Consider the following 23636-nt stretch of genomic DNA (forward strand, 5'->3'; position numbering starts at 1 on the left):
TCCCCCACAATAAAGGAATGGATAGTGGCAACGATTAAAGACGTTTCTCAGCTGGCAAATGTGTCTATCTCCACCGTGTCGCGTGTGATTAACAGCACGGCGCAGGTAGCACCAGACAAGCGTGAGGCCGTATTGGCGGCCATGAAGGAACTGAATTTTCGGCCCAACAGTTTTGCCCAGGCGCTGGTGAGCAAGCGCTCTAACTGCATTGGCGTGCTGGTTGGCGATCTCTGTGGCGGCCCTTTCTTTGCCCAGATGATGCGTGGTATCGAAACCATGGTCGACAAGGCCAACAAGTTCACCATAGTGATGTCCGGTAACCACGATATCGCCCGTGAGCGTCATGCCATTCAGGCACTGTTACAACGTCAGTGTGATGCCTTGATCCTGCACAGCAAGGCGCTTCCGGACGAGGAGCTGCGCGAGTTGGCCGCAGGTTCAACCCCCATCGTCTTTATCAACCGCCAGGTCCCCGGTTTTGAAGAGCGCTGTGTCTGGCTCGATAACCAGGCAGGCATCACCACCGCCTGTCAGCATTTGCTGGATGCCGGACATCGCAAAATCGCCTTTATTACCTCCGACGACGAAGAGTTTGTCGATGGTCAGCAGCGGATGGCCGGTTATACCCAAACCCTGGCTCGAGCAGGGATAGGGTTTGATCCTGCTCTCATCAGCCGCGCCTTTGCCGACGAAAATGGCGGTTATGTGGCGATGAGTGAACTGCTGGCCCGTGGTGTCGAGTTCACTGCCGTGCTCGGTTTCAACGACGGCATGGTGGCGGGAGCTATCTCCTGCCTGCTGGAACGCGGTTACAAGATCCCGCAGCAGGTGTCGGTAGTGGGGTTCGACGATATCCCCTATGCCCGCTACATCTATCCCAAGCTCACCACGGTGCGCTATCCCATCGAAGAGATGGGCAGTTGCGCCGCAGAGCTGGCGCTGCGCCTGCTCGCCCACAAGCCGGTCGATGGCTTGACGCTCAAGTTTGAAGCCCAGCTGGTCGAGCGTGAGTCAGTCGCCTGACGAGCGTCTAACTGCGAACAACAACGTGGCCCCATCGGGGCCACGCTTGTTTCTGCCAGCGCTTATAAATCTGCAATTTGCTCGGGCAGTAAAGGGGGCGCAGCTCCTTGTTATACGGACATTCCACACTGAATTTCTCCACCCAAATATGAACATATTACGGCGTTAAATCTCTAACCTCGCCGAAAATTCAGCTCCTTCACTACTTTGAAGAAGTTTCTACTGGTCTTACCTGAGTAAATTTCTTTGCTTTTTATTTAACAAAGTATTTACATCTAGGTGTCACCAGCATCGGTGACGCTCACAACGGCAAGGAGCCAGTTATGACCCATGTCGACATCCCTTTCCTTCGTTATCTCGATGCGGAAGGGTGCCCGGTCGCCACCTTACCGACCTGGCTGGACAAGGCGATACTGCACACCTTCTACCGCAATATGGTGATGGTGCGCAGCTATGACAAAAAAGCGATTGCGCTGCAACGAACCGGCAAGCTAGGTACCTTTCCCTCCCACCTCGGGGCGGAAGCCGTGGGGATTGGCATTGGTCTGGCCATGCAGCAGCAGGATGTCTACGTCCCCTACTATCGGGATATGCCCACCCTCTATGTGCGGGGCGTGCCGATGGAGAAGAACCTGCAATATTGGGGTGGTGACGAGCGGGGCAGTTATTTTCTTAAACCCGATGGGACTCCCTCTGAAGATCTCCCCATCTGCGTCCCCATCGCCACCCAGATCACCCATGCCTGTGGCATTGCGTCTGCCTTTAAACTGCGTAATCAACCGCGCGTCGCCGTAGTCACCATCGGCGACGGCGGCACCTCCAAAGGGGATTTTCTGGAGGGGCTCAACTGCGCCGGTGTCTGGCACCTGCCGATGGTCATCATCGTCAACAACAACCAGTGGGCCATCTCGGTGCCGCGCAAGCTGCAATCGAGCGCCCCTACGCTGGCCCAGAAGGGGATTGGCGCCGGTGTGCGCAGCCTTCAGGTAGATGGTAATGATGTGGTCGCGGTCTATGATGCCGCACGCAGTGCAATCGAACGGGCCCGCAACGGCAAGGGGCCGACCCTGATCGAGGCGGTCAGCTATCGCCTCGGCGATCACACCACGGCTGATGATGCCACTCGCTATCGCGACAGTGCCGAGGTGGAGGCCGCCTGGGCCAAGGAGCCGGTCAAGCGCCTGCGCCAGTTTATGCACAGCCAGGGGTGGTGGGATGAAGAGCAGGAGCAGGCCCTGCTGGCGGACGCAGCCCGAGAGGTAGAGCAGGCGGTCGCCCGTTATGAGGGGATGGCGCCCCAGCCGCCGGAGGCGATGCTCGATTATCACTACGCCAGCATGCCCGCCGAACTGTTGCCCCAGCGCGAGCGAGTGATTGCCAAGGGGATGAAGCAGGAGGTTGGCCATGAGTGAGATCAGTTTGCTGGAAGCGGTCAACATGGCCCTTCACTACGAGATGGAGCACGACCCGGATGTGGTGGTGCTGGGTGAAGATGTGGGGGTCAACGGCGGGGTGTTTCGCGCCACCGTGGGCCTGCGCGACAAGTTCGGTTTCAAGCGGGTGATCGACACGCCGCTGGCCGAGGGATTGATCGCTGGGGTGGCGGTCGGCATGGCCACCCAGGGGCTCAAGCCGGTGGCGGAGTTCCAGTTTCAGGGTTTCATCTTCCCCGGGATGGAGCAGATCATCTGTCAGGCAGCGCGGATGCGAAACCGTACCCGTGGCCGCCTCTCTTGTCCTCTTGTCTATCGCTCCCCGTATGGCGCTGGCATTCACTCGCCGGAACACCATAGCGAGAGTGTCGAGGCGCTGTTTGCCCATATTCCAGGGCTGCGGGTAGTGATCCCCTCCAGTCCGAGACGTGCTTATGGCTTGCTGCTCTCGGCTATCCGCGACCCGGATCCGGTGATGTTTTTCGAGCCCGATCGCATCTATCGCTCGATGAAATCAGAGGTAGTCGATGACGGTGTCGGCCTGCCGCTGGATGTCTGTTTCACCCTGCGCCCGGGCCGGGATATCACGGTAGTGGCCTGGGGGGCCTGCATTCAGGAGGTGATGCGGGCGGCGAACCTGCTGGCCGAACAGGATATCCAGTGTGAAGTGCTGGATCTGGCCACCATCAAGCCGTTGGATATAGAGACCATCCTCACCTCGGTGCGCAAGACCGGCCGGCTGCTGGTGGTGCACGAGGCGTGCGGTAGCTTCGGTGTCGGGGCCGAAATTGTGGCGCGGGTTACCGAGCAGGCACTTCCCTGCCTCAAGGCGCCGCCCAAACGGCTGACCGGCGTGGATGCTGCCGTCCCTTACTATCGCAACGAAGCGTATTACCTCATCACCGAGCAGGATATCGCCGATGCCGCTCACCAGCTGATGGAGAACCAGTGGCTATGAAATTTTTCAAATTACCGGATCTGGGTGAAGGGTTGGCTGAAGCCGAGATCGTCGAGTGGAAGGTGAGTGCCGGTGATACCGTTGCGGTCGATCAGGTGCTGTTGTCGGTGGAAACCGCCAAGGCGCTGGTGGATGTGCCCTCTCCGGTGACCGGGGTGATCGCCCGTCTCTGTGGCGCCGAGGGGGATATCCTCCATATCGGTGCGCCGCTGGTGGAGTTCGAAGGGGGCGAGGATGATGGCACCGTGGTGGGCAAGGTCAGCGCTCATCAGCAACATATCGAGGATCACTTCGTGGTGGGGGCCATTGCCCCGGGTGGCGCGCTGGTGCAAGCCATGCCAGCCGTGCGGCTGCTGGCACAAAAACTGGGTCTGGATATCGACCGGCTCAAGGGGAGTGGCAGCGGCGGCATGGTGACCGAACTGGATGTGCAGCAGGCATTCGAGGCCCAGCAGAGCAGTGGCAACGAGTTCCTCAAAGGGTCACGGCGGGCCATGGCCAAGGCGATGGAGCTCTCTCATCAGACTGTGGTGCCGGTCAGCATCACCGATGAGGTGGATTTGCGTCACTGGCGGCCTGATGAGGATGTGACGGTGCGCCTTATCAAGGCCATTGGCGTGGCGTGCCGCGCCGAGCCCTCGATGAACGCCTGGTTCGATGGCGAAACCCTGTCACGGCGTCTGTTCAAAGAGGTCAATGTAGCCATCGCGGTGGATTCAAAGCATGGCCTTTATGTGCCGGTGATGGAGAACGTGGCCGAGCGGGAGGGGGCGGATATCCGGCAGGGGCTGGATCGGATGATCGCCGATGTGAAGGCCCGTGCAGTGCCCCGTGAAATGTTGCAGGGGGCGACCATCACCCTGACCAACTTCGGCGCCATCGCAGGCCGCTATGCCAGCCCCATCGTCACGCCGCCGCAAGTGGCCATCATAGGGGCGGGCAAGTTGTTTGAAAAAGTGGTGTTCATTCATGGTGAAGCGCGTCCCGTCAGAACCTTGCCACTGTCGATGACATTTGACCACAGAGCATGCACTGGCGGGGAGGCTGCCCGTTTTCTCAAGGTGCTGGTGGATGCACTGGAAGCCGCCACGTTATAGACAGTTGTGCCCTGCCATTGGCAGGGCACAAATTTGTTTGCGTAATCGACAAAGCTGCGTATAATTCACTCCAGCTTGAAAGGGCGATAGTTATGTCAATGAATACGATGTTTTACATCTTGTCCTGTTGTTCATAGTCATCCCGTTTTTTAAGCTTTATCCGCTGAAAAGCATAAGTAATTATTTTGAATACAGGTTTAAAGATATGTCTAACATGATCACCGGTACCGTTAAGTTTTTCAACGAAACCAAAGGTTTTGGCTTCATCCAGCAAGAAAACGGCCCGGACGTTTTCGTTCACTTCAGCGCAATTCAAGGTGCCGGCTTCCGCACCCTGGCTGAAGGTCAGCGCGTACAGTTCTCCGTGACCACTGGTCAGAAAGGCCCGCAGGCTGAGAACGTAACTGCTCTGTAATTCTTACAGAATTTAAGAAAGCCGTGGTACCTCTGGTGCCACGGCTTTTTGTTTATCTGGCTCCTGCACTGATTCATAAACTCTTTCATCATGTCGCTATCGTTGCTGCTTATCTCCCTTCTTACCCCGATCTCCGATACGCCGGTACCGGTTCAATCCACGTTGGATGCACAGTTGGTTTGTCAGCAATTTGTGCAGGTTCGTCTTGGGCAAGCGTTACGGCCCGAAGAAATAAAGGCGCGACTGGTACCAAAAAGAGAGGGGGAGTGGCTGGTCGATGGCAAAGTGAAAGGACCCGAAGGTCCTTTGCTGTTTGCTTGCCATCTTCATCAAGGCAAGCGTTGGGAGCTACTTAACTTTTCGCTCTGGGCACCACAGCCGATTAAAGGGGCTTGAGTGCGACCAGCAGGTGCTGCAGGTGTTCCACCATGGTCATGCCGAACGGGGTGAGATAGCCGCCATCTACTGCGCTGATGAGCCCCTGCTGATGCAGACGGGCAGCGGCCTGGCACAGGTCGTCAGACATATCGCTGCGTAATTTAATCCCCAAACTCATGTTGGCCGGATCAAAGCATGCCAGTATTTTCAAATCGTTGACAAATTCGTTAGAAACCTGGTCGATCCCAATCATGGATTCACTCCTTACGCTAAAGATGTATGCAAACTAGCATCCCCGAATCCACTTTAGTGGGCGCTGGTTCAAATTATTGATCTTTGGCTAGATTGCTCGTTTCAAATGCTGTTTTTTTCGGCGGAATCAAATGCTTGGCCAACTGGCTTCACCAAGGGTCTAACCACTGTAAACGTGATAGGATAAGGCACTTTTTTACATAGTGCGGCCCGTTGGCGGCTGTGCGCTTAGTTCAAGGTATCGCTCATGGTCAAGATCACTCTGGTATCCCTGCTGCATTCACTTTGTCCCCGCTTTCCGGTCTACCCCACGTCTTTATTGACGTCACTGCTGGATGCTCATCAGGGTGAGGTGTGGTTGCCTGCACGCAAGGGCGCCGATATCGCGGTGCTACGCAAGCATGTCAAAGGGGCAGTGGCACATGAGCTGGCGTCACTCAATTCCGGCTGGTGTGATTTTGCCGCCAGTGACAGCGGCGACACGCCCGAGTTGGATGCGCTGGCCAACTACGACACCGAGATGATGGATAACCTGCTGATGTATTGGCACAGCGCGGTCAAGATCAACAGCCCGATCACCGATAACCTGTTTGAGCTGCGCCGTGAGGTAGTCGATGAGGCCCATGGGGCTAAACTCGCTGCCGCGTGGGAGCAACAACAGCAACTGCGGTTTGAGCAGCTGATGGCGATGGCGGCCAACGGCGGAGATCTGCTCTGTTTTGTCGAGGTTGAATCGGCCTATTGGTTGCGCCAGAAGCTCAGTGAGCAAACCGACATCACGCTTTGCTCGCCCTCAATTGCCTGATGGCAAGGATGGTGGGAACGGTTGTTGGCAATCGTTGCCAATGATGCAGTAAGGGTGAGGCGATGGGGTCGGCAGACGAGTGTATCCATGACCTGATGACGTCCGCTAACGTCGAGAAAGATGGCCCGTGACGGGCCATCTTTGTTAAGTGCAGATCAGAGGATCAGAAGGTGATATTGGTCGAGATCCAGAAGCGGCGCCCTTCCTGATTATTGTTGTATTCGTTGGCATACTCGGTTTTGCCAGCGTCGTTATAGGCGTGGTACTGCAAGAAGTCTTCATCCAGCAAGTTGTAGATGGTGCCATTGACGGTGACATTTTCGCTGATCCGGTATGACGCCCCTAGGTGGAACAGGGTAAATGCGTTGTAATCACCAAACGTATCTTGCTCGGCACCGACCCCGCGCCAACGCTTGCTGCGATACTCACCCTGCAGCCAGGTATTCAGCTGGGCAGTGGTCTGCCAGTTCAGCTTCATGTTGACCATGTGTTTGGGGGTATCGGTCAGCTGCTGGCCCGCTTGCGAGCCCGATTTTTGCTCGCTATCGGTGAAGGTGTAGTTGGCTTTGAGATCCCAATACTCTGCCAGCGGAATGTAAGATCCTACCTCGACCCCCCGGGTAATGGCCTCGTCGATATTGACTGTCTGACCAAACTCTTTGATATCGTTCCAGCTGGTTCCTATATCGACACAGCCCGGCTGATTGGGCGCCTTGCTGTAGTGGCAGTTAGCTACCGGCGTGCCGCTGGCAATCTTGTCGTTGAAGTTATTCTGGAACAGGGTGAGGTTGGCGTTAAAGCCATTATCGGCCTGATAGTAGGCTGCCAGCTCCGAACTGGTGGTGGTCTCGGGGGTCAGGCTGGGGGTGCCGATGAGCGGCAGGGCCCCTTGGCGGCCGAATCCGACGATGCCGCTGGTCAGTTGATCCAGGCGAGGGGTCTTGTAACCCTGGCTGACACCCCCCTTGAAGGTCCAGTTGCTGCTGGCATTCCACACCAGATAACCACGTGGACTGAGCTGGCTACCAAACACACTGTGGTCATCATAACGAGCACCAACAGTGAGCGCCCAATCAGCCAGGAAGCGCCACTCATCTTCAGCAAACAGTGCCAGTTGCTTATGCTCGAACGGTGCTGTAGCAACCCCGTCGATCATCTCTGCTTTCCACCACTGGCCGCCGACCGAGAGGGTATTGTCACCCAGCACTGTGACTAGCTTGCTGTCGATTATGGTGTTTTCCAGCTCAAGGGTACGGGGAGTCCCTGCCGTTTTCCCCGGAACACCTTTGGGCAGGGTCCGTCCTGCGGTATCTGTTTCGCTTCGGGTAATGCTGCTGGAGAGGTTACCAAAACTGAAACGGCCATCGTGGGCCAGCACATATTGATCGCGGCTGTAGCGTTGTTGTTTCTCATAACCACCGATCTTGGTCGGTGTATCCAGGGTGCCAAGCTGGCCCTCGCTGTTGTCATATTCCTGATTGCCGCGATCAACATCCAGCCAGATATCCTGATTGCTGGTGGGGGTGAACGTCACTCTTCCGCCCAAATTCTGAATGTCAGATTTTACGGGGTTTGCCCCCATGATCGGTGTTTTTTCCAGGCCATTGGCGTCCTGATAGCGAATATCAGAGGCACTGCGGTCAAACACACTGCCGCGCAGGGTCAGCCCCAATTTGTCTTCGATCAGGGCGCCGCTGGTATAGAAACTGACCGCTGCACTGTTGCCAAATTCCCGGTGCTGCTGTTGGGTATTTTCCAGGGTAAGGGCGCCCATCCACTCTTTGGCCGGTTTGCGGGTAATAATGTTGACGACCCCACCCATTGCATCTGAACCATAGAGGGTGGACATGGGGCCACGGATCACTTCGATACGCTCAATCGCCGCGACTGGTGGCATAAAGCTGTTGGCGGTTTCACCGAAGCCGTTGGGGGTCACGTTCCCCACATTGTTCTGACGGCGACCATCGATCAGGATCAGGGTGTAGTCGCTGGGCATACCCCGCATGCTGATATTCAGGCCACCCGTCTTGCCGACGCTGCCTCCCACATCCACTCCTTCCACATCGCTGAGTGCATCAGCGATGCTCGCCACGCGTTTTTGTTCCAGATCTTCGCGAGTGATAACAGTGATGCTGGCGGGCGCATCGGTTACCTTCTGCTCAAATCCGGATGCCGTGATCACCATGGTTTCATTGACTGCCTGGGCCGAGACTGCGCCGGCAGGCAGCAGAGCCATCGCAATGGCGTAACCAAGTCGGGATGGTTGAGGTATGGGCATGTGAACTCTCCTGTTGTTATTGGAATGCGGCTGACGAGTCAATCCTGCTATTGATAATCATTATCACCCTGTGGCGGCAGCATTCTATGCAAACTCGGGTCGAGCAGAGAGTTATGTTTATGGAACCTGTTGTTCCAAAAAATGGAACTGGCGAGGTGAGGTTGGTTCTCGTCTGGGATGCAATCAATTAATCGATACTTAATTTAAGTTAAATCAGTTAGTTACTGTTTTTTTGCAGATAAGGGCGAAGAGAGGCCCGCCATAGCAAAAGCTTTTATTGTCAATTCAATGAATTAAACGTTATTGACAATGATTTGCATTTGCAATACTTTGCCGCGGTTTATGATGACTACCTGCGGGAGCTTTTCTTTACCATGTCGAGCAAGTCTGCCCGTCCCTATCATGTGCCTCGCTGGGTTCGCCCTCTGCATACATACAGCTCCATGCTGATGCTGGTGATCATGCTCTTTTTCACAGTGACCGGATTGACGCTGAACAATCGTCAGTGGCTACCCGCAGCGTCCCCTTTGGTACATCAACGATTGGTATTGCCAGCCCAGTGGGTGGAAACCGGGTTATGGCAACAGGATCCTCTGTTGGCGGGTGCGCAGCTGCTGCACTGGCTCCGTCAGCAAGATGTGCTGGCGGGTGGGGAAGTCGTCATGGAGTGGAATGCCGATGAGCAGTTGCTCACCCTCGACATCAAGCGCCCCGGTGGCTACAGCCTGGTAGAAATTGAACCCGCCCTGGCAGAAGTGAGGATCGAGACTCAGCCAGCGGGTTGGCTGGCCCAGCTCAACGATCTTCACATGGGGCGCTACAGTGGCGAGCTATGGCGATGGTTCATCGACCTGTCAGCGTTGGTCATGTTGCTGTTTACCTTGAGCGGTTTCTGGTTGGTGTTGTCCCAGCGCAAGCGTCGGATTGGCCTGTTTGGTCTCAGTCTGGCGGGCACGACCCTGATGGGCATGTTCTACCTCATTATCCTCTACTACTAAACGGAGTCCTGGATGTTCAAATCCACCACGCTGGCACTCGTGCTGGTGAGTGTGCCAGCTGCCGCTGAGGTGACCTTGTCACTGGAATTACCGCGTCATGAAGGTAGTCAATACCGCCCTTATGTGGCTGTCTGGGTAGAAAATCCCCAGCAACAGGCGGTGGCCACGCTCGCCGTCTGGCGCAAAGAGGCGGACTGGCTCAAGGATATGCGGCGCTGGTGGCGCAAGAGTGGCCGCTATGAGAATGGCCAGCCGGATGGAGTCTCCGGAGCGACCCGTAAACCCGGGGTTTACCAATTGCAGTGGGACGGCCGTGACCAGCAGGGCAACGCCCTGCCGCCGGGGCGTTACACCCTGCATATCGAAGCCGCTCGCGAGCATGGCAGTCGATCTTTGGTCAGTCAGGCGATTGAACTTGGACAAACAACCAGTTACCACCTCGAACCCGTCGCTGAACTGGGCGCGATCACCATCCACACCGGAGTTAAATCATGATTAACCGTTCCTTTGGCTGGGGCCTGCTGGCCCTGGTTGCCACGTCCGCTTCCGCGCATCCGGTCTGGATGCTGCCAAGTGAGTTCAATGTGTCGAGTGATACTGCCCATTGGGTGACAGTGGATGGCACGGCGTCCCACGGGGTATTCAGTTTTGACAAGCCGATAGGGCTGGATAATGTCACTGTCTATGATCCCGCAGGTAACCCCGCCAGGATCGGGCCCTATTACAAAGGGCAACGCCGCAGTGTGTTTGATCTGGCATTGAGCGAGGTGGGCACCTACAAGGTCGAGCTGCGTAATCCGCCTCGTTATGTCACTACCTACACCATTGGCAAGCGCAATACTGAACGGCGGATCATGGCCAACAAGCACGAGGCTACCGCTCAGGTGCCAACCAAGGCGCAGGGGGTGACCACCTATGCCATGCAAAACATCAGCGCCTTCTATGTCACCCGCAACACGCCAAGCGATACCGTGCTCAAAAGCAGCGGCCAGGGGCTCGAGCTGCAACCATTGACCCATCCCAGCGATGTGGTGGTGGGTGAGGCCGCCCGTTTCCGCCTGACTTTCGATGGTCAACCGCTGGCTGAGCGCAAAGTAGAAGTGGTGGGGCATGGCACTCAGTGGCGTGATGGGCGCCAGCAGCAGGATCTGGTGAGCGATCAGGATGGTGTGGTGGCATTCACTCCTGCCCAGCGGGGCCCACACCTGCTGTCTGCCAACATTGAGCAGGTCAGCCGTTCGCCACTGGCTGACAAGGTGGAGATCAACTACCTGCTGACCTTCGAGGTGCTGCCGCAATGACACTGCTTAACAAGTTGGCGATCGCTTTGACGTTACTGACGCCGCTGGCCGCCCAAGCCCACTATCCGGTGATGGATTGTGGTCGTGAGGGGGCTGAGCTGGTCTGCAAGGTGGGCTATAGCGATGGCACGTTCGCGACCGGTGCCGAGGTCGTCATGTATAGCTATGACGATGAAGTACTGGCTACCGTCAAGGCCAATGGTCACTCCCAAGCACGTTTCACCGAGCCGAAAGGGGAGTTTTACATCCGCTTCGATGCCGGACATGAAGATCCAGCTGAATTTGATTATGCCGAGTTGCTCTGACATGACCGGTTACCGGGAGCGAGTGGCGCCGGATAATGGGCGCAACGAGAACCGCTGGGTGGCGATCTTCACCATCGCCCTCTTGTTGTGTGGCGTGGTGGGGATCTGGCTGCGCCAGGAGCCTGCCACGCCAGTGGTGCAGACTCTGCAACTGACCCCGTCCGCGCGCCAGCAGCTCACCGAGCTCACCATCGCCCTTGATGAAGCCCGCTTTATGGCCAGTGACGGGCGCTGGCCTGCGTTGGCCGCCATGGCGCAAGCACAGATCCCGCCTTTTCACGAGGGTGACTGGCAGGAGCTGGCCAATGGCTGCTGGCTGGGGCCTCGCCCTGGTCATGCTGATGGGCGCTGGCTATTGTCGCTGCCTGCCAACGCCATTTTTATGGCTGGCGAGGGGGTATCCGGTACCCCTGATTGCACTACACCTATCCACTGGATTTCGATGACACCATGATGCGTTTCTTTCTGAGCCTGACCTTGCTGCTGACCAGCCTTACGGTGTGGAGCAAACCGCTGACCGTGGGGATCACCCTGCACCCTTATTACAGTTATGTGCACCATATTGTCGGTGATCGGGCCAAGGTCATTCCGCTCATCGAGAGTGGCTTCAATCCCCACAGTTATGAGCTGCAACCGAGCGACCTCAAGCGACTGGCCACCATGGATGCGCTGGTACTCAATGGTATCGGCCATGATGAGTTTGCGGTGCATGCCCTGGATGGTCTGGCGTTGCCCAACCTGACCCGCATTTATGCCAATGCCGATTTGCCGCTGCTCGCCACCGGCAAAGGGAGTTACAACCCCCATACCTTTGTCTCCATTGATGCGGCGGTGCGTCAGGTCTATACCATTGCCCGCGAATTGGGACGGCTCGACCCGGAAAATCGGGATTACTTTCAGCAAAATGCCCTGACCTATGCCCGCAGTTTGCGTGCCATCAAGAATCGTTACCGGGCCGAGTTGCTGGCGCTGGATCTGGCCAGTGTGCGTATTGCCAGTACCCATAATGCCTACGGCTACCTGCTGCAAGAGTTCGGCATCAGCATCGACACCGTCATTGAACCTGCCCATGGGGTTGAGCCGAATGCGACCCAGTTACAACAGACCATAGCGCGGATCAAAGCGGCCAATATTCAGGTACTGTTTACCGAACTCGATATGGATAACCGCTACGTAGAACTGATCCAGGACGCCACCGGGATCCGGATTTACCACTTCTCCCACATGACCTTTGGTGACTATGACCCGACCCTGGTGAGCCGGGAGATGGAGCACAACCTCAAGACCCTGGTCAAGGCGCTGTCACTGGCGGCGCAGGCGAGCTGATGGGGCCCTCAATCATCTTGCAAGGGCTGGCCTTGTCACTTAATCGGGTATCTATTCTCAAGCCGATCGATGGCACCTTTGAGTCGGGAAAACTGCATGCCATCGTCGGTCCCAACGGGGCGGGAAAATCCTCTCTGCTCAAGAGCGTGCTCGGTCTGAGACCTCATCGCGGCGAGGTATTCAGAGAGTGGCCGGGGGCGCCGGGGCCGGTGGCTTACGTGCCTCAGCAGAGCCAGTTTGAGCCATCCCTGCCCATTACCATCAACGAATTTCTGCTCGCTACCTTCTCTCGTCGTCCGCTCTGGTTACCGATGAGCACAGCGGCAAAAAGCCGGATCGATCGCCTGTTGGCGCACGTCGGGCTCAGCGGCAAGGGGCACTTGCGTCTCGGTCAACTCTCCGGGGGGGAACGCCAACGGTTGCTATTGGCGCAGGGGCTGGATCAGCAGAGCCAACTCTGGTGTCTGGATGAACCCATGACCGGGCTCGATCAAGAAGGACAAGAGATGGTTAACCGCTTGCTGCTACAACTGCGTGAACAGGGGGTCACCATGCTGGTGGTTCACCATGATATGGCCTGGGTGAGGCGCTATGCCGATCGGGTGTGGCTCATCGATGGTGGTCTGGTTGCGGTTGGCACGCCGGATGAGATATTTGCTCACTCCCCGCAGGAGGTTCCGTGATGGAGGGTTTGCGTCAATGGGTATTTTCCCTCTTTGAAAGCGGCTATTTGCCCGAGATGTTCCAGTATGCCTTTCTGACCAATGCCCTGGTGGCGGCCTTGTTGATGGGGCCCTTGCTCGGGGCGCTGGGCCCGCTGGTGGTAGTCAAACGACTGGCGTTTTTCTCCGAAGCGGTCGGGCATGGCGCCCTGACTGGCGTCGCACTAGGGATCTTGCTGGGGGAGCCCGCCACAGCGCCGCTGGTGGCGCTGTTTTGTTTTTGCACCCTGTTTGCCTTGCTGTTGCACTGGGTCAAGAGCCGCACCCAGATCCCCTATGATGCGTTGGTGGGGGTGTTTCTCTCGTTTGCCATCGCCCTGGGGGCGGCCTTGCTGCTCTATGTGGCCAAGAGGGTCAACGTACACATTCTGGAGAACGTGCTGTTTGGCTCGATTCTGACGGTCAAGGATCTCGATCTGCTGGTGTTGCTGATCATTGCCATCCCGGCACTGCTGATGTTGTTGCGAGGCACCAATACCGCCCTGCTGGCAAGTCTGGCCCCTGAACTGGCCCGCAGTCGCGGGGTGTCGGTGCGTCTGTATGACTATCTGTTTGTTCTGTTGATTGCGTTGATGACGGTTGCCTCGGTCAAGGTGATTGGCGCCATTCTGGTGGGGGCACTGCTGCTTATCCCCGCGACCGCGGCCCGACTGGTGAGCCGCAGTGGTGCCCAGTTTTTCTGGTTATCGGTACTGTTTTCTACCCTCAGCTGTTTATTGGGCATTTTGATTCCGATGGCTGGCGCCCTGCCACTCCCTTCCGGGGCGGCCATCGTGATGTTTGCCTCGCTCTTTTTTGTGCTTGCCCTCGGCTATCGTCGCTGGAGAACCATTGAATGAAGTTTCTTATCCCTCTGCTGCTCAGCGTGTTGGCGTTACCGCTCTGGGCCGCGCCGACGGTGGTCAGTGCGGTACCCGTGCTGCACGGGATCAACCTGTCACTGTTGGCCGATACCGGCATCGAAGCACGTTACCTGCCACCTGCCAGATTGCCCCTTAACCGGCTCCCCGGCTGGCTGAACAAGGTGGATGTGGCCACCCTGGGACAGGCGGATGCCCTGCTTACCATGGAGTCGTTGCAACCCGATCTGGCGATTTATCCTCTGCTGCGCCAGCGTCAGATCCGCATTGTACCGATCGATGTGGCCCAGGAGTTGGCGCCAGCAGGTGCCAAAGTGACCCTGCGACCGGACGGGGAGGGAGATTACTTCTGGCTCGATTTTGGCAACCTGACCCTGATGGGCAATGTGGCCGCGCGGGATCTGGCGCGGGTGTGGCCAGCCCAGAGCGCGCAGATTGAACGCAACCGCCAGCGACTGCTGCGGGCGGTGCAGGGCAGTGCCATGGCCATCGATAACCTGTTGCTCGAACACAATGTGGCCAGTCTGGCGGTGGCTGATGAGCGTTTGATGCCATTGGCGCTGGCGCTCGGTTTGCCACTGGTGGCTGAACAGGATGCCGATCTGGTGTTGACCAGCCGTCCCGCCAAGGGGGAGGCGCGTCGGATGTGGCAACCGGATCCCTTGCTACGGATGGGGGGGCAATCGATAGAGGTCTGGCTGGCGCAAAACCAGCAGGCGTTGAGTCACCAGCTTGCACCATCAGCAGAGTGAGCTCGGTATTTGAATGCTGGATCTGATCGAGATAAAAATATTTTGTGCCGTGGTCGATAGCGGTGGGCTGACTGCCGCCGCCGATACCCTTGGCATGCCGAAATCGACCATGAGTCGGCGCCTTACCCAACTGGAGCAGCGGGTTGGCCAGCCGTTATTACGTCGTCAAAGCAATCGGCTGCAGTTAACCGAAGCCGGTCGGCTATTTGAATCCTATGCCCGGCAAATGTTGCGACTCTCGCAGCAAGGGTTGCAGGTGATAGAGGATCTGCGGGAAGAGGTGAGCGGGGAGCTGCAGGTGCGCTGTCATCCCGTCTGTGCCGAGCCATGGTTTGTGGCCGCGCTGGAGTCATTTCTGGATCGCTACCCGGGGGCGCGGATCACCCTCAAAACCGAGGATAAGCTTCCCGTCAATGGTGCCAGCCAGGGTGCTATCTGGTGCTGGTTTGGTGCCGATCCCGAGAGTGACCTGCGATATGAGTCGTTGGTACAACTGCCTGCGTCACTCTATGCCAGTCCCGAATATCTGGCACAGCAACCGCCGCTGCGGCATCCCGGAGATCTGATCACCCATGACTGGATCGGTGGTGAACTGTGCGTCAGCGAGGGGGTGCAACTACGGCATCGGCAGCAAGGAGAGTATCTGTGCCAACCAACCTCTGCCCGTTTGCTGTTTGATGATGTCGGCATGAGGATGAGCGCCATGTGCCGTGGACGAGGGATCGGCATTGTGCCAGATATCCGTGTCCGGGCGTTGAACCAGGCTCATCCGGACAGTCTGGTGCCTTGCTTGCCCGGGTGGCAGGCCGCGCCCTGGCAGGTGGGATTGCTCTATCCTTATGGGCGGCAGCCGCGCAAAGTGAGTGCATTACTCGCGCATATTCGTAGTGCGATCCCGCCATCCTGGCGTGGGTGCAAGCTGGACAAGCTGCCGACAAGATGTGAACATGACGCCCTTTATCGAGAGAGAGACTTGGCCAATGAGCTATGAACTGAGTGACACCGAGCGCAATGCCGCGCTGCAACTGAATGCTGACTACCGTTACGAGCACTTCATCAGCAAGCTGGTCGAGCATGAAGAGCTGTTTGTTCTGACTGACGAACATGGCGTCATGATGCTGACCACCGACGATGAAGATTGCATCCCGGTATGGCCGCACCCGGAGTACGCCCAGGCGTGGGCCGAAGGTGAGTGGGCTGAGTGCAAGCCGCAGTCCATCACCCTCAAGGTGTGGCTGGAGCGCTGGGTTGACGGTATGGAGCAGGACGAGCTGTGTGTCGCCGTGTTCCCGACCCCGGATCAGGAAGGCATCGTACTGGAGCCGGGCGACGTGGCTGACGCCATCGCAGAGAAGCAGGCCAAGCGCGCCTGATTACCGCTGCATTCGCAACACAGGTTGCCAACAAAGACCCCGCTAGCTAGCGGGGTCTTTTGTTTTAAGGCCTTTTGCCGAGTGAACTGTCGCTATCAGGGCTGGCGATAGGTGGTGTCAATAATGGGATCGGCAGGGAAGGTCTGGCCGCTCTTGATCGCCGCCTTGGTCTCTGACTTCAACTTTTCATCGATCCACAGCAGGCCGCCATAGCTGTAACCGCTATTGTCGCCACCGAGGGGCCAGTAGAGCAACTCGCTCTTGGGGGTTGCGGGCACCTTGGGCAGCTTGAGCCAGCGCCAGGCCCCTTCCCGGGTGTAGGGCACCTGATAGGCGGGGACGAAGCTGGCCAGCTCATAGAGCCGCTGCTGGATCTGCCGCGACAGGGTCGCCTTTTTGGCAAAATCGAACTCCTTGTCGTACTGCTCCACCAGCGCCGTGATTGCGTCGTCATCGATGTTCATGATGTTGTTGGTTTGCGGCTTGTTGGCGTTGATCTTGTGGAAGAACTCCCAATAGGCGGGGTAGCGGCCGCCGCTCCAGGCCATCCAGGCGCTCTGGTGTTTTTTCTCCAGCATCGATTTGAAACCGGCCGAGGCATCCATCAGATTGAGCTCCAGATTAAGCCCCGCCTTCTTGGCCTCTTCCCGCAGCAAAGTGAGCCGCTGGGCGTGCTCTGCGGTGGTGTAGGTGATGGCGAGAGTCAGTGACTGGCCTTTGTCGTTTTGCAAAATTCCCTGCGGCCCCGCCTTGTTGAAACCGGCCTTGGCAAAGTATTGCCGTGCCAGTTTGGGATCGAACGGACGGGCCTTGATCTCGCTGTTGGTAAACTCCCCCTGACCGGATCCATAGCTGTTGAGGCGCTGGTAATCTCCCCGCAACAGGGTGGTGAGCATCTTGTCGAGGTTGAGGGCATGCTGGATCCCTAGCCGCACATTGAGGTCTTTGAGCAGCGGATCGGCGGTGTTGAGATAGAGCCCCATCGGCGATTGCGGTGTCTGGTTGTAGAACCAGATACGCGCGATATATCCCTTTTCGAACTCCGATGTTTTGGTCTTGTCGTGCCACCAGTTGGGCATCACCAGCGGGAAGCTGTCGAGATCGCCGCGCAGGAAGTGTTGCCAGGCGATGTTCAGATCCCTGAGCACCTTGATCTCGATCCGCGCGGGATTGAAGCGATGCTGGAAGTAACGCTCGTCATCCCCCCACCAGTTTTCAATCCGTTTGAAGGTGACCGACTTGCCCTTTTTCACCTGATCGAGCTGATAGGGGCCGGTGACCGGCAACACCTTCCAGTTGTACTCCTTGACCCAGTTGGCAGTGAGCTTGATGGCGTGGCTCGGCTCCGGGCTGATGGGCAGTGATTCGAGCAGATCCTGGCGGCTCTTTTCGGTGCCGCTGGTGATGGCCAGGGTGTGATCATCAAACTTGGTGATATCGGTTATCTGGGTGCTGTAGTAGTTGTTGTACCAGGGGTCGTTGATCTCCTTGCTGCGCATCATCTTGAGGGTAAAGAGCCAGTCATCGGCGGTGACCGGTTGACCGTCTGACCAGCGCGCCTTGGGATTGATGCGAAAATAGAGGGTCTTGTGGTCGGCGCCGAAGGCCCACTCGTTTGCCAGCATTGGCATGGGGTTGCCGGTGACGGGATGAGTGCTCAGCAGAGGCAGGTTGGTTTCCCGCACGTAACCGGCAAAGCCGCCGTTGGAGTCGGGGCCATATTTGCGCAAGGTCAGGGGGAAGCTGGTCATAAAGGTGCGAAAGGTGCCGCCGCGCTTGGCGGCCGGATCGGCATAGAGCGGATCCTGGTTGTTGCTCTCCCACTTCAAGTCTGCGGGCAGGATGGCACTCCAGCCAAACGGGCTCCAGCACAGGGTCAGGGTGATGGCGGTGGCGCGAATGATAGGGGGGAGGCGGCGCCCCCCGGCAGTGATAGTCGATGGCATGTCCTTGCTCTCCTGAAAGTCTGCTTCCTGCAGATCACGCGCTGGTGATGTCAGTCCCGAAGGGGACTAGCTCATCATGAAAATTTTATCCTGTCAGGTCAATGAAATAGCGCAAATGGGCAGGCGTTCATCATGTCGTACTCTGTGGTTTGAACCAGCGCAGTCGGCTACCCAGCAGATGCACCACAAAGCCGAGCAGCACCAGACCGGAGCCCAGCCACTGCAAGGTAGTCGGATGTTCATCGAGCAGCAGGGCGGCCGCCACCATACCGACACAGGGGATAAGCAGGGAGAGCGGCGCCACCTGTGCCACCGGATAGCGCATCAGCAGCCGTCCCCACAGGCCGTAACCCAGCCAGGTCGCGACATACGAGAGATAGAGCACGCACAATAATCCCTGCCAGCTGAAGTTGAGCAGGCTGCTGGCAATCAGTTCCGGCCCTTCGAACAGCCAGGAGAGGGCGAAAAACGGCAGGATGGGCACCAGCCCAGCCCAGGCGATCAGGCTGGGCAGGGAGGTGTGATAGCGCAGACCAATCTGGCGATTGATGACGTTGCCAAGGCCCCAACAGGCTGCAGCGCACAGCGTCAGGAGAAACCCGAGCAAGGTCAGGTTGCCTTCACCGTGAGTGGCGATGAGATAGAGGCCGAACCCCGCCAAGGGCAACGCCACCCAGTGGTGGGGCTGCCAGCGCTCCCCGAGCCAGATCATGGCAAACAGCAGGGTGAACACCACCTGGGATTGCAGCACCAACGAGGCCATGCCCGCCGGCATGCCGAACTTCATGGCACTGAACAAAAATGCGAACTGGCCGAGGCTGATGGCGCCGCCATAGGCCAGCAGCCAGCGCCAGGGCATGGCGGGCTTGGGCACCAGCAAGATGGCGGGAAAGACCACGCCGATAAAGCGCAGTGCCCCCAACAGTAGCGGTGGTATCCCCTCCAGCCCCCACTTGATGGCGACGAAGTTGAGCCCCCAGCAGAGGATGACCAGAGCGGCCAGACACTTGTCCTTGGTTTGCATGGTTGAAATCCCTGTCATCAGCAGTGCGGCGAGCGGGTGGGTTTACACAGCCCGGCGCGATCGGCAAGAGGGGGAGCATACCCTTGGGCATGTGGTGAGTGTCAAGGAGAAAGACCCGTTTGGACGTTCCTGGTTGAGGGGCCGGTGGCGGGGTCAGGTGGTAAGGTCAGGGGAGATCAGGCCGCAACGCAGTGCAGGGTGATCCCCTTGGCCGCGATGGCCGCACGCATGGGGGCGGGCAGGGCATCATCGGTGACCAGCACCTTGATCTGGCCCGGCGCGCCAAGCTGGCTCGGGTGGATGGCGCCAAATTTGCTGCTGTCGGTGATCACCACATTGGTCATCCCCTTGGCCAGCACGCTGTTGACCACATCGGCCCGCATCATGTCGCGGCCGGTAAAGCCCACCTCGGGGTGAAAACCGTCGACTCCGATAAAGGCCTTGGAGAAGTGTACCTGCTCGATACAGAGGCGAGTCAGCGGCCCCACCACGCTTTCGCTCTGATGCTGGAACAGCCCGCCGAGCAGCACCACCTGGGCCGGGGTGTCTTTGAGCAGGTGGGCGATATAGCTGCTGATGGTGATGATGGTGACCCGTTTGTGCAGGGCCAGATGGCGCGCCAGAATGGCGTTGGCGCTGCCCCCTTCGATAAAGACCGTCTCGCCATCTTCCACCAGCTGGGCGGCCCGCTCGGCGAGGCGCTCCTTGAGCAGGTAGTTGATGTTCATCCGGGCATCCGGGTCATCGGTCTCCAGCGCCATGGCAGAGCCATGTACCCGTCTGAGCAGCCCCTGTTTTTCCAGCGCGGTGAGGTCGTTACGCACCGTCACCTCCGACACGCCGGTGTGTTGGGAGAGCTCACTCACGCTCATCTTGCGAGCCTGATGGACCAGAGTGAGGATCAGTTGGTGGCGTGGATTCATGGTGCGCTCGCATGCAAAGTGGTGGATAGCGGCAAGCCACCCGTGGGGTGGCTTGCCAATCATATGACGTCACAGGCGCCATGGGGAGCGCCCCGTCAGAGACTGTGCTCGGTGCGGGCGATGATATCATCTTGCGCATCCGGGGATAAGGCGGTGAAGAAGGCCGAATAGCCCGCCACTCGCACCACCAGATCCCGGTACTGATCCGGATTGGCCTTGGCCGCCAGCAGGGTCTCCCGCGAGACGATGTTGTACTGCACGTGCCACCCCTTGTGCACCTCGAAGAAGGTGCGCAGCAGGCTCATCAGCTTGGCCTTATCCCGCTCGTTCTCAAGGCTGGCCGGACTCAGCTTCTGGTTGAGCAGCACCCCGCCGAGGATCGCCGCCGTGGGCAGCTTGCCGATGGAGTTGAACACCGCCGTCGGGCCGAGACGATCCGAACCCGAGGAGGGGCTGGCCCCTTCCGCCAGCGGGGTGCGGGCATGGCGGCCATCCGGGGTGGCCAGGGTGGCAGCACCGAACGGTACGTTGGCGGAGATGGAGGAGGTACCGGCGTAGTAGGTACCGCCGATGGGGCCGCGGCCGAAGCGGGTGTTGTGCAGCCCCTTGAGCTCGTCGATGTAGCTTTGGTAAGCCTGCACCAGCAGCAGGTCTACCTCGTCCAGATCGTTACCATATTTGGGGGCGGCATTGGTGAGGCGCTGGCGCAGCTGCTCCCCTGCCAGCCCGGCAAAGTCCTGCTCCAGCGCGGCAGCCAGTTCGTGCTGCCCCACCACACCCTGCTCGAATACCAGTTTCTTCAGGGCCGCCAGACTGTTGCCGAGGTTGGCGATCCCCACCTGCAGACCGGATACCCAGTCATAGACGGCGCCCCCCTCCTTGACGGTCTTGCCGCGCTCGATGCAGTCATCCACCAACGTGCTGCAGAGGATGTCGTGGGCCTGCGCTTCCAGCACGCTGTCGACCACGCAGTCGATCTCGATGGATTTGCGGGTGAAGTAGCGCACCTGCTCGTCCCAGCGGGCCATCACCTCGTCAAAGTTACCAAAGCTCCCTTCCCGCAGTGACTGGGATTGTGGCAGGAATACCTTGCCGGTGGTGGCATCGCGGCCGCCATCGAGGGAGGCCAGCAGGATGCGGGCGAAGTTGATAAAGCTCATGCCGGTGCAGCGGTAGCCCCACTTGCCGGGCACCGCGGTCTCGATGCAGCCGATGGCGGCGTAGTGGTGGGCATCCTCTACGCTCACCCCGAGCTTGATGAACTCGGGGATCACTACCTCGTCGTTGTTGAAGGCGGGCATGCCAAAGCCGCAGCGGATCACTTGAATGCAGGCGTCGAGGAAATCCTCGCTCATCCCGGCGTGGTAGCGCACCGAGAGGTTGGGCTGGGTGGAGCGCAGCTGGCCGCAGGACTCCAGAATCGCGTAGGAGAGGCCGTTGACCGCGTCATGGGCCGCACCATCCCGCCAGTTCTGGCCGCCAATGGTGACGTTCTGATAGAGCGGGCTGCCAGCGGAGGCCTTGGAGTGGGTGCCGGAGCGGATCTTGTTCACTTCCAGCAACTTGAGCCAGCACCCTTGCAGCAGCTCGATGGCGCGCGTCCGTGGCAGTGATTCTGACAGCTCCACTTCGCGGCGATACCAAGGGTAGAGGTATTGATCCATCCGGCCAAACGACACCGAATGGCCATTGGATTCGATCTGCAGAATGAGCTGGATAAAGTAGCAGAGTTGCAGCGCCTGCCAGAAGGTCTCAGGGGGCTGGTGGGCTATGTGGGCGCAGTTGAGCGCGATGGTCTCAAGTTCGCTTTGGCGCTCGGCTTGCTGCTCTTGCGTGGCCATGTCGCTGGCAAGGGCGGCGTAGCGCCCGATGTGATCGCTGACCGCATCCAGGGTGATGGCGACGGCGTGCAGGAACTGCTCGCGTTGCAGATCGGCCCAATCCGCCAGATCCAGCCGACTGCGCCGCTCGGCCACTTTGGCCTTGAAGCCATCGAGCCCCAGCGTGAGCAGCTCCTCATAGTTGACCGCGAGATGGGCATCTCCCGAGGTCATGTTGCCCTCGGCCTTGATGATGCCGCTCTCCAGCAGCGCTTTCTGCTCATCGGTAAAGAGACCGAAACAGCGATCCTGCACCGTCTGGCCGCGCCAGAAGGGGGTGAGGGCGTGGATGATCTCTTTGTCGGTTTCGCTGACCGCAAAACCGGCACCGGGGCGGTCTGCCAGCTCGTCGATCTCCTTCTCAATCCAGCTCACTGTGTATTCGGGAAACAGCGGCGCCGCCCGCACCTGACTGGCCTGGTTGCCGACGATGAGCTCGTCGTGCTTGATCCAGATGGTGCGTTCCTTGAGGTGATGGGCCAGCGCCAGAGCGCGGCGCACCGGCAATGGGCGGGCGAGATGAGCCTGATAGGCCTCGGTGTAGTGGCGGGCACGCTCGGTGCAAACCGGTGGCTGAACGATGTGGATCAGGCTCTCTTTGTGGGCGCGGATCCGCGGGCTGAGGGTATTGAGGTCGAGCTGGGTCATGATCTTATCCTCTGGTCACAGGGGTCAGCCCCTGACGTTGGGCGTATGCGTGGGCAAAGCTGAGTAAATCGGGGTCGTCGAGTGGTGTATCCGGCGCCTGATAGGGCAGATCCAGCAGGGCATATTTGCCCATCCCCAAGGTGTGGTAGGGGAGGAAGTGGATCTCCTGCACCGTGCCGAGACTGGCGGCGGTGTCGGTGATGGCGGTGATCGATGCGCGGTCGGCATTGAAACCGGGAATGAGCGGCACCCGGATCTGCATCGGCACACCGTGCTCGGCGAGGCGTTTGAGGTTCGCGATGGGCAGCTCCACCTTGCCGCGGGTCCAGTTGAAGAAACGTTCTTTATCCACGTGTTTGAGATCCGCCAGCACCAGATCCAGTGAGGGGAGGCTTGGCTCAATCTGGTGCCAGGGCACATGGAGGCAGCTCTCGACCGCAGTGTGCAGCCCTTCGGCCTTGCAGCGGGCCAGCAGGGACGCTGCAAAGTCGGGCTGCATAAAAGGCTCGCCACCAGAGAGGGTGACGCCACCGCCGCTGCGCTCGAAGAAGGGGCGATCGCGCAAGATGGTGTCCATCAGGGTGTCCAGGGTTTCATCGTGGCCGCACACCTGCAGCGCTTCGCTGGGGCAGAGGCCGCGCAGCCGTTCCATATCTTCGGCCTTGAGGGCTGAGCGGGTGAGCTGGATGCCTTCGCTGTCACGCAAGATTGCCGGACAGGTCTGGCTGCAGAGCTGGCATCCCTCGATGCATTGGCGTCGGTCGAGTAGTATGTCCGGCTTGAGAGCGCGGCTTTCCGGGTTTTGACACCACAGGCAAGCTAGCGAGCACCCCTTGAGAAACACCAGGGTGCGAATGCCGGGGCCATCGTGAGTTGAATATCGTTGCAGGTCGAAAATCATACCGCCTCCTTTTGTTTTTCATTCTATTTGCTTTCATT

At 58.6% G+C, this 23636-nt stretch carries 25 protein-coding genes; 18 read left to right on the forward strand and 7 right to left on the reverse strand.

Translation table 11 applies throughout. From position 1 onward, the window contains the following. The first annotated feature begins 24 nt into the window (after positions 1 to 24). The 6 genes from BN1135_RS11700 (at position 25) to BN1135_RS21600 (ending at position 5322) form a co-directional block, all read left to right on the forward strand. A complete protein-coding gene (locus BN1135_RS11700; RefSeq protein WP_042021262.1) occupies positions 25 to 1023 on the forward strand; it encodes a LacI family DNA-binding transcriptional regulator in 999 nt (332 codons plus the stop codon). Positions 1024 to 1346: 323 nt separating this feature from the next. Beyond that, complete coding sequence (gene pdhA, locus BN1135_RS11705) at positions 1347 to 2435, forward strand: pyruvate dehydrogenase (acetyl-transferring) E1 component subunit alpha (RefSeq protein ID WP_042021264.1); 1089 nt, start codon at positions 1347 to 1349, stop codon at positions 2433 to 2435. Continuing rightward, on the forward strand, positions 2428 to 3414 hold the full coding sequence (locus tag BN1135_RS11710) for an alpha-ketoacid dehydrogenase subunit beta (RefSeq protein ID WP_042021266.1): 987 nt from the start codon (positions 2428 to 2430) through the stop codon (positions 3412 to 3414). The genes pdhA and BN1135_RS11710 overlap by 8 nt, the downstream gene beginning before the upstream one ends. Next, on the forward strand, positions 3411 to 4511 hold the full coding sequence (locus tag BN1135_RS11715) for a dihydrolipoamide acetyltransferase family protein (protein ID WP_042021268.1): 1101 nt from the start codon (positions 3411 to 3413) through the stop codon (positions 4509 to 4511). Before BN1135_RS11710 ends, BN1135_RS11715 begins: the two co-directional genes overlap by 4 nt. Positions 4512 to 4716: 205 nt before the next feature. Further along, positions 4717 to 4926, forward strand: coding sequence for a cold-shock protein (locus tag BN1135_RS11720; RefSeq protein ID WP_082186781.1), 210 nt, complete (start codon positions 4717 to 4719; stop codon positions 4924 to 4926). A gap of 90 nt (positions 4927 to 5016) precedes the next feature. Beyond that, entirely contained in the window at positions 5017 to 5322 is a 306-nt protein-coding gene (locus BN1135_RS21600) for a hypothetical protein (protein WP_082186782.1), read from the forward strand. Here BN1135_RS21600 and BN1135_RS11725 read toward each other — a convergent pair. Further along, entirely contained in the window at positions 5309 to 5557 is a 249-nt protein-coding gene (locus BN1135_RS11725; protein WP_042021271.1) for a TIGR02647 family protein, read from the reverse strand. The genes BN1135_RS21600 and BN1135_RS11725 overlap by 14 nt on opposite strands. A 246-nt stretch (positions 5558 to 5803) precedes the next feature. Between BN1135_RS11725 and BN1135_RS11730 the strand changes: the two genes are divergently transcribed. After that, on the forward strand, positions 5804 to 6361 hold the full coding sequence (locus BN1135_RS11730; RefSeq protein WP_042021275.1) for a hypothetical protein: 558 nt from the start codon (positions 5804 to 5806) through the stop codon (positions 6359 to 6361). Between the two features lie 163 nt (positions 6362 to 6524). Here BN1135_RS11730 and BN1135_RS11735 read toward each other — a convergent pair whose 3' ends face one another. Continuing rightward, on the reverse strand, positions 6525 to 8639 hold the full coding sequence (locus tag BN1135_RS11735) for a TonB-dependent receptor domain-containing protein (protein WP_042021277.1): 2115 nt from the start codon (positions 8637 to 8639) through the stop codon (positions 6525 to 6527). A gap of 320 nt (positions 8640 to 8959) precedes the next feature. Here BN1135_RS11735 and BN1135_RS11740 point away from each other — a divergent pair, with 320 nt between their 5' ends. From BN1135_RS11740 to BN1135_RS11790, 11 genes are read left to right on the forward strand one after another with little or no spacing between them, the layout of a single operon-like run. After that, positions 8960 to 9637 (forward strand): PepSY-associated TM helix domain-containing protein, encoded by a 678-nt coding sequence (locus tag BN1135_RS11740; protein ID WP_042021279.1) that lies wholly within the window; start codon positions 8960 to 8962, stop codon positions 9635 to 9637. Between the two features lie 12 nt (positions 9638 to 9649). Beyond that, entirely contained in the window at positions 9650 to 10132 is a 483-nt protein-coding gene (locus BN1135_RS11745; RefSeq protein ID WP_042021281.1) for a DUF2271 domain-containing protein, read from the forward strand. Next, a complete protein-coding gene (locus BN1135_RS11750) occupies positions 10129 to 10938 on the forward strand; it encodes a DUF4198 domain-containing protein (protein ID WP_042021282.1) in 810 nt (269 codons plus the stop codon). Before BN1135_RS11745 ends, BN1135_RS11750 begins: the two co-directional genes overlap by 4 nt. After that, on the forward strand, positions 10935 to 11243 hold the full coding sequence (locus tag BN1135_RS11755) for a hypothetical protein (RefSeq protein WP_042021283.1): 309 nt from the start codon (positions 10935 to 10937) through the stop codon (positions 11241 to 11243). Before BN1135_RS11750 ends, BN1135_RS11755 begins: the two co-directional genes overlap by 4 nt. Next, a complete protein-coding gene (locus BN1135_RS11760; RefSeq protein ID WP_139245215.1) occupies positions 11227 to 11697 on the forward strand; it encodes a DUF6162 family protein in 471 nt (156 codons plus the stop codon). Before BN1135_RS11755 ends, BN1135_RS11760 begins: the two co-directional genes overlap by 17 nt. After that, positions 11694 to 12569, forward strand: coding sequence for a metal ABC transporter solute-binding protein, Zn/Mn family (locus BN1135_RS11765; protein WP_042021287.1), 876 nt, complete (start codon positions 11694 to 11696; stop codon positions 12567 to 12569). The genes BN1135_RS11760 and BN1135_RS11765 overlap by 4 nt, the downstream gene beginning before the upstream one ends. Beyond that, entirely contained in the window at positions 12569 to 13252 is a 684-nt protein-coding gene (locus BN1135_RS11770; protein ID WP_042021288.1) for a metal ABC transporter ATP-binding protein, read from the forward strand. The genes BN1135_RS11765 and BN1135_RS11770 overlap by 1 nt, the downstream gene beginning before the upstream one ends. After that, positions 13252 to 14130: a metal ABC transporter permease gene (locus BN1135_RS11775; protein WP_042021290.1), complete on the forward strand. Its 879-nt coding sequence runs from the start codon at positions 13252 to 13254 to the stop codon at positions 14128 to 14130. Before BN1135_RS11770 ends, BN1135_RS11775 begins: the two co-directional genes overlap by 1 nt. Next, positions 14127 to 14903 carry a hypothetical protein gene (locus BN1135_RS11780; RefSeq protein ID WP_042021292.1) on the forward strand — a complete coding sequence of 259 codons (777 nt, stop codon included), beginning with the start codon at positions 14127 to 14129 and terminating at the stop codon, positions 14901 to 14903. The genes BN1135_RS11775 and BN1135_RS11780 overlap by 4 nt, the downstream gene beginning before the upstream one ends. Positions 14904 to 14916: 13 nt before the next feature. Beyond that, positions 14917 to 15894: a LysR family transcriptional regulator gene (locus tag BN1135_RS11785; protein ID WP_071287634.1), complete on the forward strand. Its 978-nt coding sequence runs from the start codon at positions 14917 to 14919 to the stop codon at positions 15892 to 15894. Continuing rightward, positions 15884 to 16276, forward strand: coding sequence for a DUF2750 domain-containing protein (locus BN1135_RS11790; RefSeq protein WP_042021294.1), 393 nt, complete (start codon positions 15884 to 15886; stop codon positions 16274 to 16276). The genes BN1135_RS11785 and BN1135_RS11790 overlap by 11 nt, the downstream gene beginning before the upstream one ends. Positions 16277 to 16371: 95 nt before the next feature. Here BN1135_RS11790 and BN1135_RS11795 read toward each other — a convergent pair whose 3' ends face one another. The 5 genes from BN1135_RS11795 to BN1135_RS11815 all read right to left on the reverse strand — a co-directional run bounded on the left by BN1135_RS11795 (position 16372) and on the right by BN1135_RS11815 (position 23598). Next, positions 16372 to 18222, reverse strand: coding sequence for an extracellular solute-binding protein (locus BN1135_RS11795; RefSeq protein WP_042021297.1), 1851 nt, complete (start codon positions 18220 to 18222; stop codon positions 16372 to 16374). Positions 18223 to 18352: 130 nt separating this feature from the next. Beyond that, on the reverse strand, positions 18353 to 19246 hold the full coding sequence (locus BN1135_RS11800) for an EamA family transporter (protein ID WP_042021299.1): 894 nt from the start codon (positions 19244 to 19246) through the stop codon (positions 18353 to 18355). A gap of 176 nt (positions 19247 to 19422) precedes the next feature. Next, entirely contained in the window at positions 19423 to 20169 is a 747-nt protein-coding gene (locus BN1135_RS11805; protein WP_042021382.1) for a DeoR/GlpR family DNA-binding transcription regulator, read from the reverse strand. 95 nt (positions 20170 to 20264) lie between these two features. Beyond that, a complete protein-coding gene (locus BN1135_RS11810) occupies positions 20265 to 22697 on the reverse strand; it encodes a formate C-acetyltransferase/glycerol dehydratase family glycyl radical enzyme (protein WP_042021301.1) in 2433 nt (810 codons plus the stop codon). Between the two features lie 4 nt (positions 22698 to 22701). Beyond that, on the reverse strand, positions 22702 to 23598 hold the full coding sequence (locus BN1135_RS11815) for a glycyl-radical enzyme activating protein (protein WP_042021303.1): 897 nt from the start codon (positions 23596 to 23598) through the stop codon (positions 22702 to 22704). Between the last annotated feature and the right edge of the window lie 38 nt (positions 23599 to 23636).

The organism is Aeromonas sobria (genome assembly GCF_000820145.1).
Taxonomy (GTDB): Bacteria; Pseudomonadota; Gammaproteobacteria; order Enterobacterales; family Aeromonadaceae; genus Aeromonas; species Aeromonas sobria.

Excerpts from the sequence above, each read along its gene's own strand:
- BN1135_RS11765 (WP_042021287.1), top strand. The coding sequence starts at position 11,694 with ATGATGCGTTTCTTTCTGAGCCTGACCTTGCTGCTGACCAGCCTTACG.
- BN1135_RS11800 (WP_042021299.1), bottom strand. The coding sequence starts at position 19,246 with ATGCAAACCAAGGACAAGTGTCTGGCCGCTCTGGTCATCCTCTGCTGG.
- BN1135_RS11805 (WP_042021382.1), bottom strand. The coding sequence starts at position 20,169 with ATGAATCCACGCCACCAACTGATCCTCACTCTGGTCCATCAGGCTCGC.
- BN1135_RS11745 (WP_042021281.1), top strand. The coding sequence starts at position 9,650 with ATGTTCAAATCCACCACGCTGGCACTCGTGCTGGTGAGTGTGCCAGCT.
- BN1135_RS11725 (WP_042021271.1), bottom strand. The coding sequence starts at position 5,557 with ATGATTGGGATCGACCAGGTTTCTAACGAATTTGTCAACGATTTGAAA.
- BN1135_RS11815 (WP_042021303.1), bottom strand. The coding sequence starts at position 23,598 with ATGATTTTCGACCTGCAACGATATTCAACTCACGATGGCCCCGGCATT.
- BN1135_RS11785 (WP_071287634.1), top strand. The coding sequence starts at position 14,917 with ATGCTGGATCTGATCGAGATAAAAATATTTTGTGCCGTGGTCGATAGC.
- BN1135_RS11770 (WP_042021288.1), top strand. The coding sequence starts at position 12,569 with ATGGGGCCCTCAATCATCTTGCAAGGGCTGGCCTTGTCACTTAATCGG.
- BN1135_RS11795 (WP_042021297.1), bottom strand. The coding sequence starts at position 18,222 with ATGCCATCGACTATCACTGCCGGGGGGCGCCGCCTCCCCCCTATCATT.
- BN1135_RS11710 (WP_042021266.1), top strand. The coding sequence starts at position 2,428 with ATGAGTGAGATCAGTTTGCTGGAAGCGGTCAACATGGCCCTTCACTAC.
- BN1135_RS11750 (WP_042021282.1), top strand. The coding sequence starts at position 10,129 with ATGATTAACCGTTCCTTTGGCTGGGGCCTGCTGGCCCTGGTTGCCACG.
- BN1135_RS11760 (WP_139245215.1), top strand. The coding sequence starts at position 11,227 with ATGCCGAGTTGCTCTGACATGACCGGTTACCGGGAGCGAGTGGCGCCG.
- BN1135_RS11715 (WP_042021268.1), top strand. The coding sequence starts at position 3,411 with ATGAAATTTTTCAAATTACCGGATCTGGGTGAAGGGTTGGCTGAAGCC.
- BN1135_RS11780 (WP_042021292.1), top strand. The coding sequence starts at position 14,127 with ATGAAGTTTCTTATCCCTCTGCTGCTCAGCGTGTTGGCGTTACCGCTC.
- BN1135_RS11755 (WP_042021283.1), top strand. The coding sequence starts at position 10,935 with ATGACACTGCTTAACAAGTTGGCGATCGCTTTGACGTTACTGACGCCG.
- BN1135_RS11790 (WP_042021294.1), top strand. The coding sequence starts at position 15,884 with ATGAGCTATGAACTGAGTGACACCGAGCGCAATGCCGCGCTGCAACTG.
- pdhA (WP_042021264.1), top strand. The coding sequence starts at position 1,347 with ATGACCCATGTCGACATCCCTTTCCTTCGTTATCTCGATGCGGAAGGG.
- BN1135_RS21600 (WP_082186782.1), top strand. The coding sequence starts at position 5,017 with ATGTCGCTATCGTTGCTGCTTATCTCCCTTCTTACCCCGATCTCCGAT.
- BN1135_RS11720 (WP_082186781.1), top strand. The coding sequence starts at position 4,717 with ATGTCTAACATGATCACCGGTACCGTTAAGTTTTTCAACGAAACCAAA.
- BN1135_RS11775 (WP_042021290.1), top strand. The coding sequence starts at position 13,252 with ATGGAGGGTTTGCGTCAATGGGTATTTTCCCTCTTTGAAAGCGGCTAT.
- BN1135_RS11810 (WP_042021301.1), bottom strand. The coding sequence starts at position 22,697 with ATGACCCAGCTCGACCTCAATACCCTCAGCCCGCGGATCCGCGCCCAC.
- BN1135_RS11730 (WP_042021275.1), top strand. The coding sequence starts at position 5,804 with ATGGTCAAGATCACTCTGGTATCCCTGCTGCATTCACTTTGTCCCCGC.
- BN1135_RS11735 (WP_042021277.1), bottom strand. The coding sequence starts at position 8,639 with ATGCCCATACCTCAACCATCCCGACTTGGTTACGCCATTGCGATGGCT.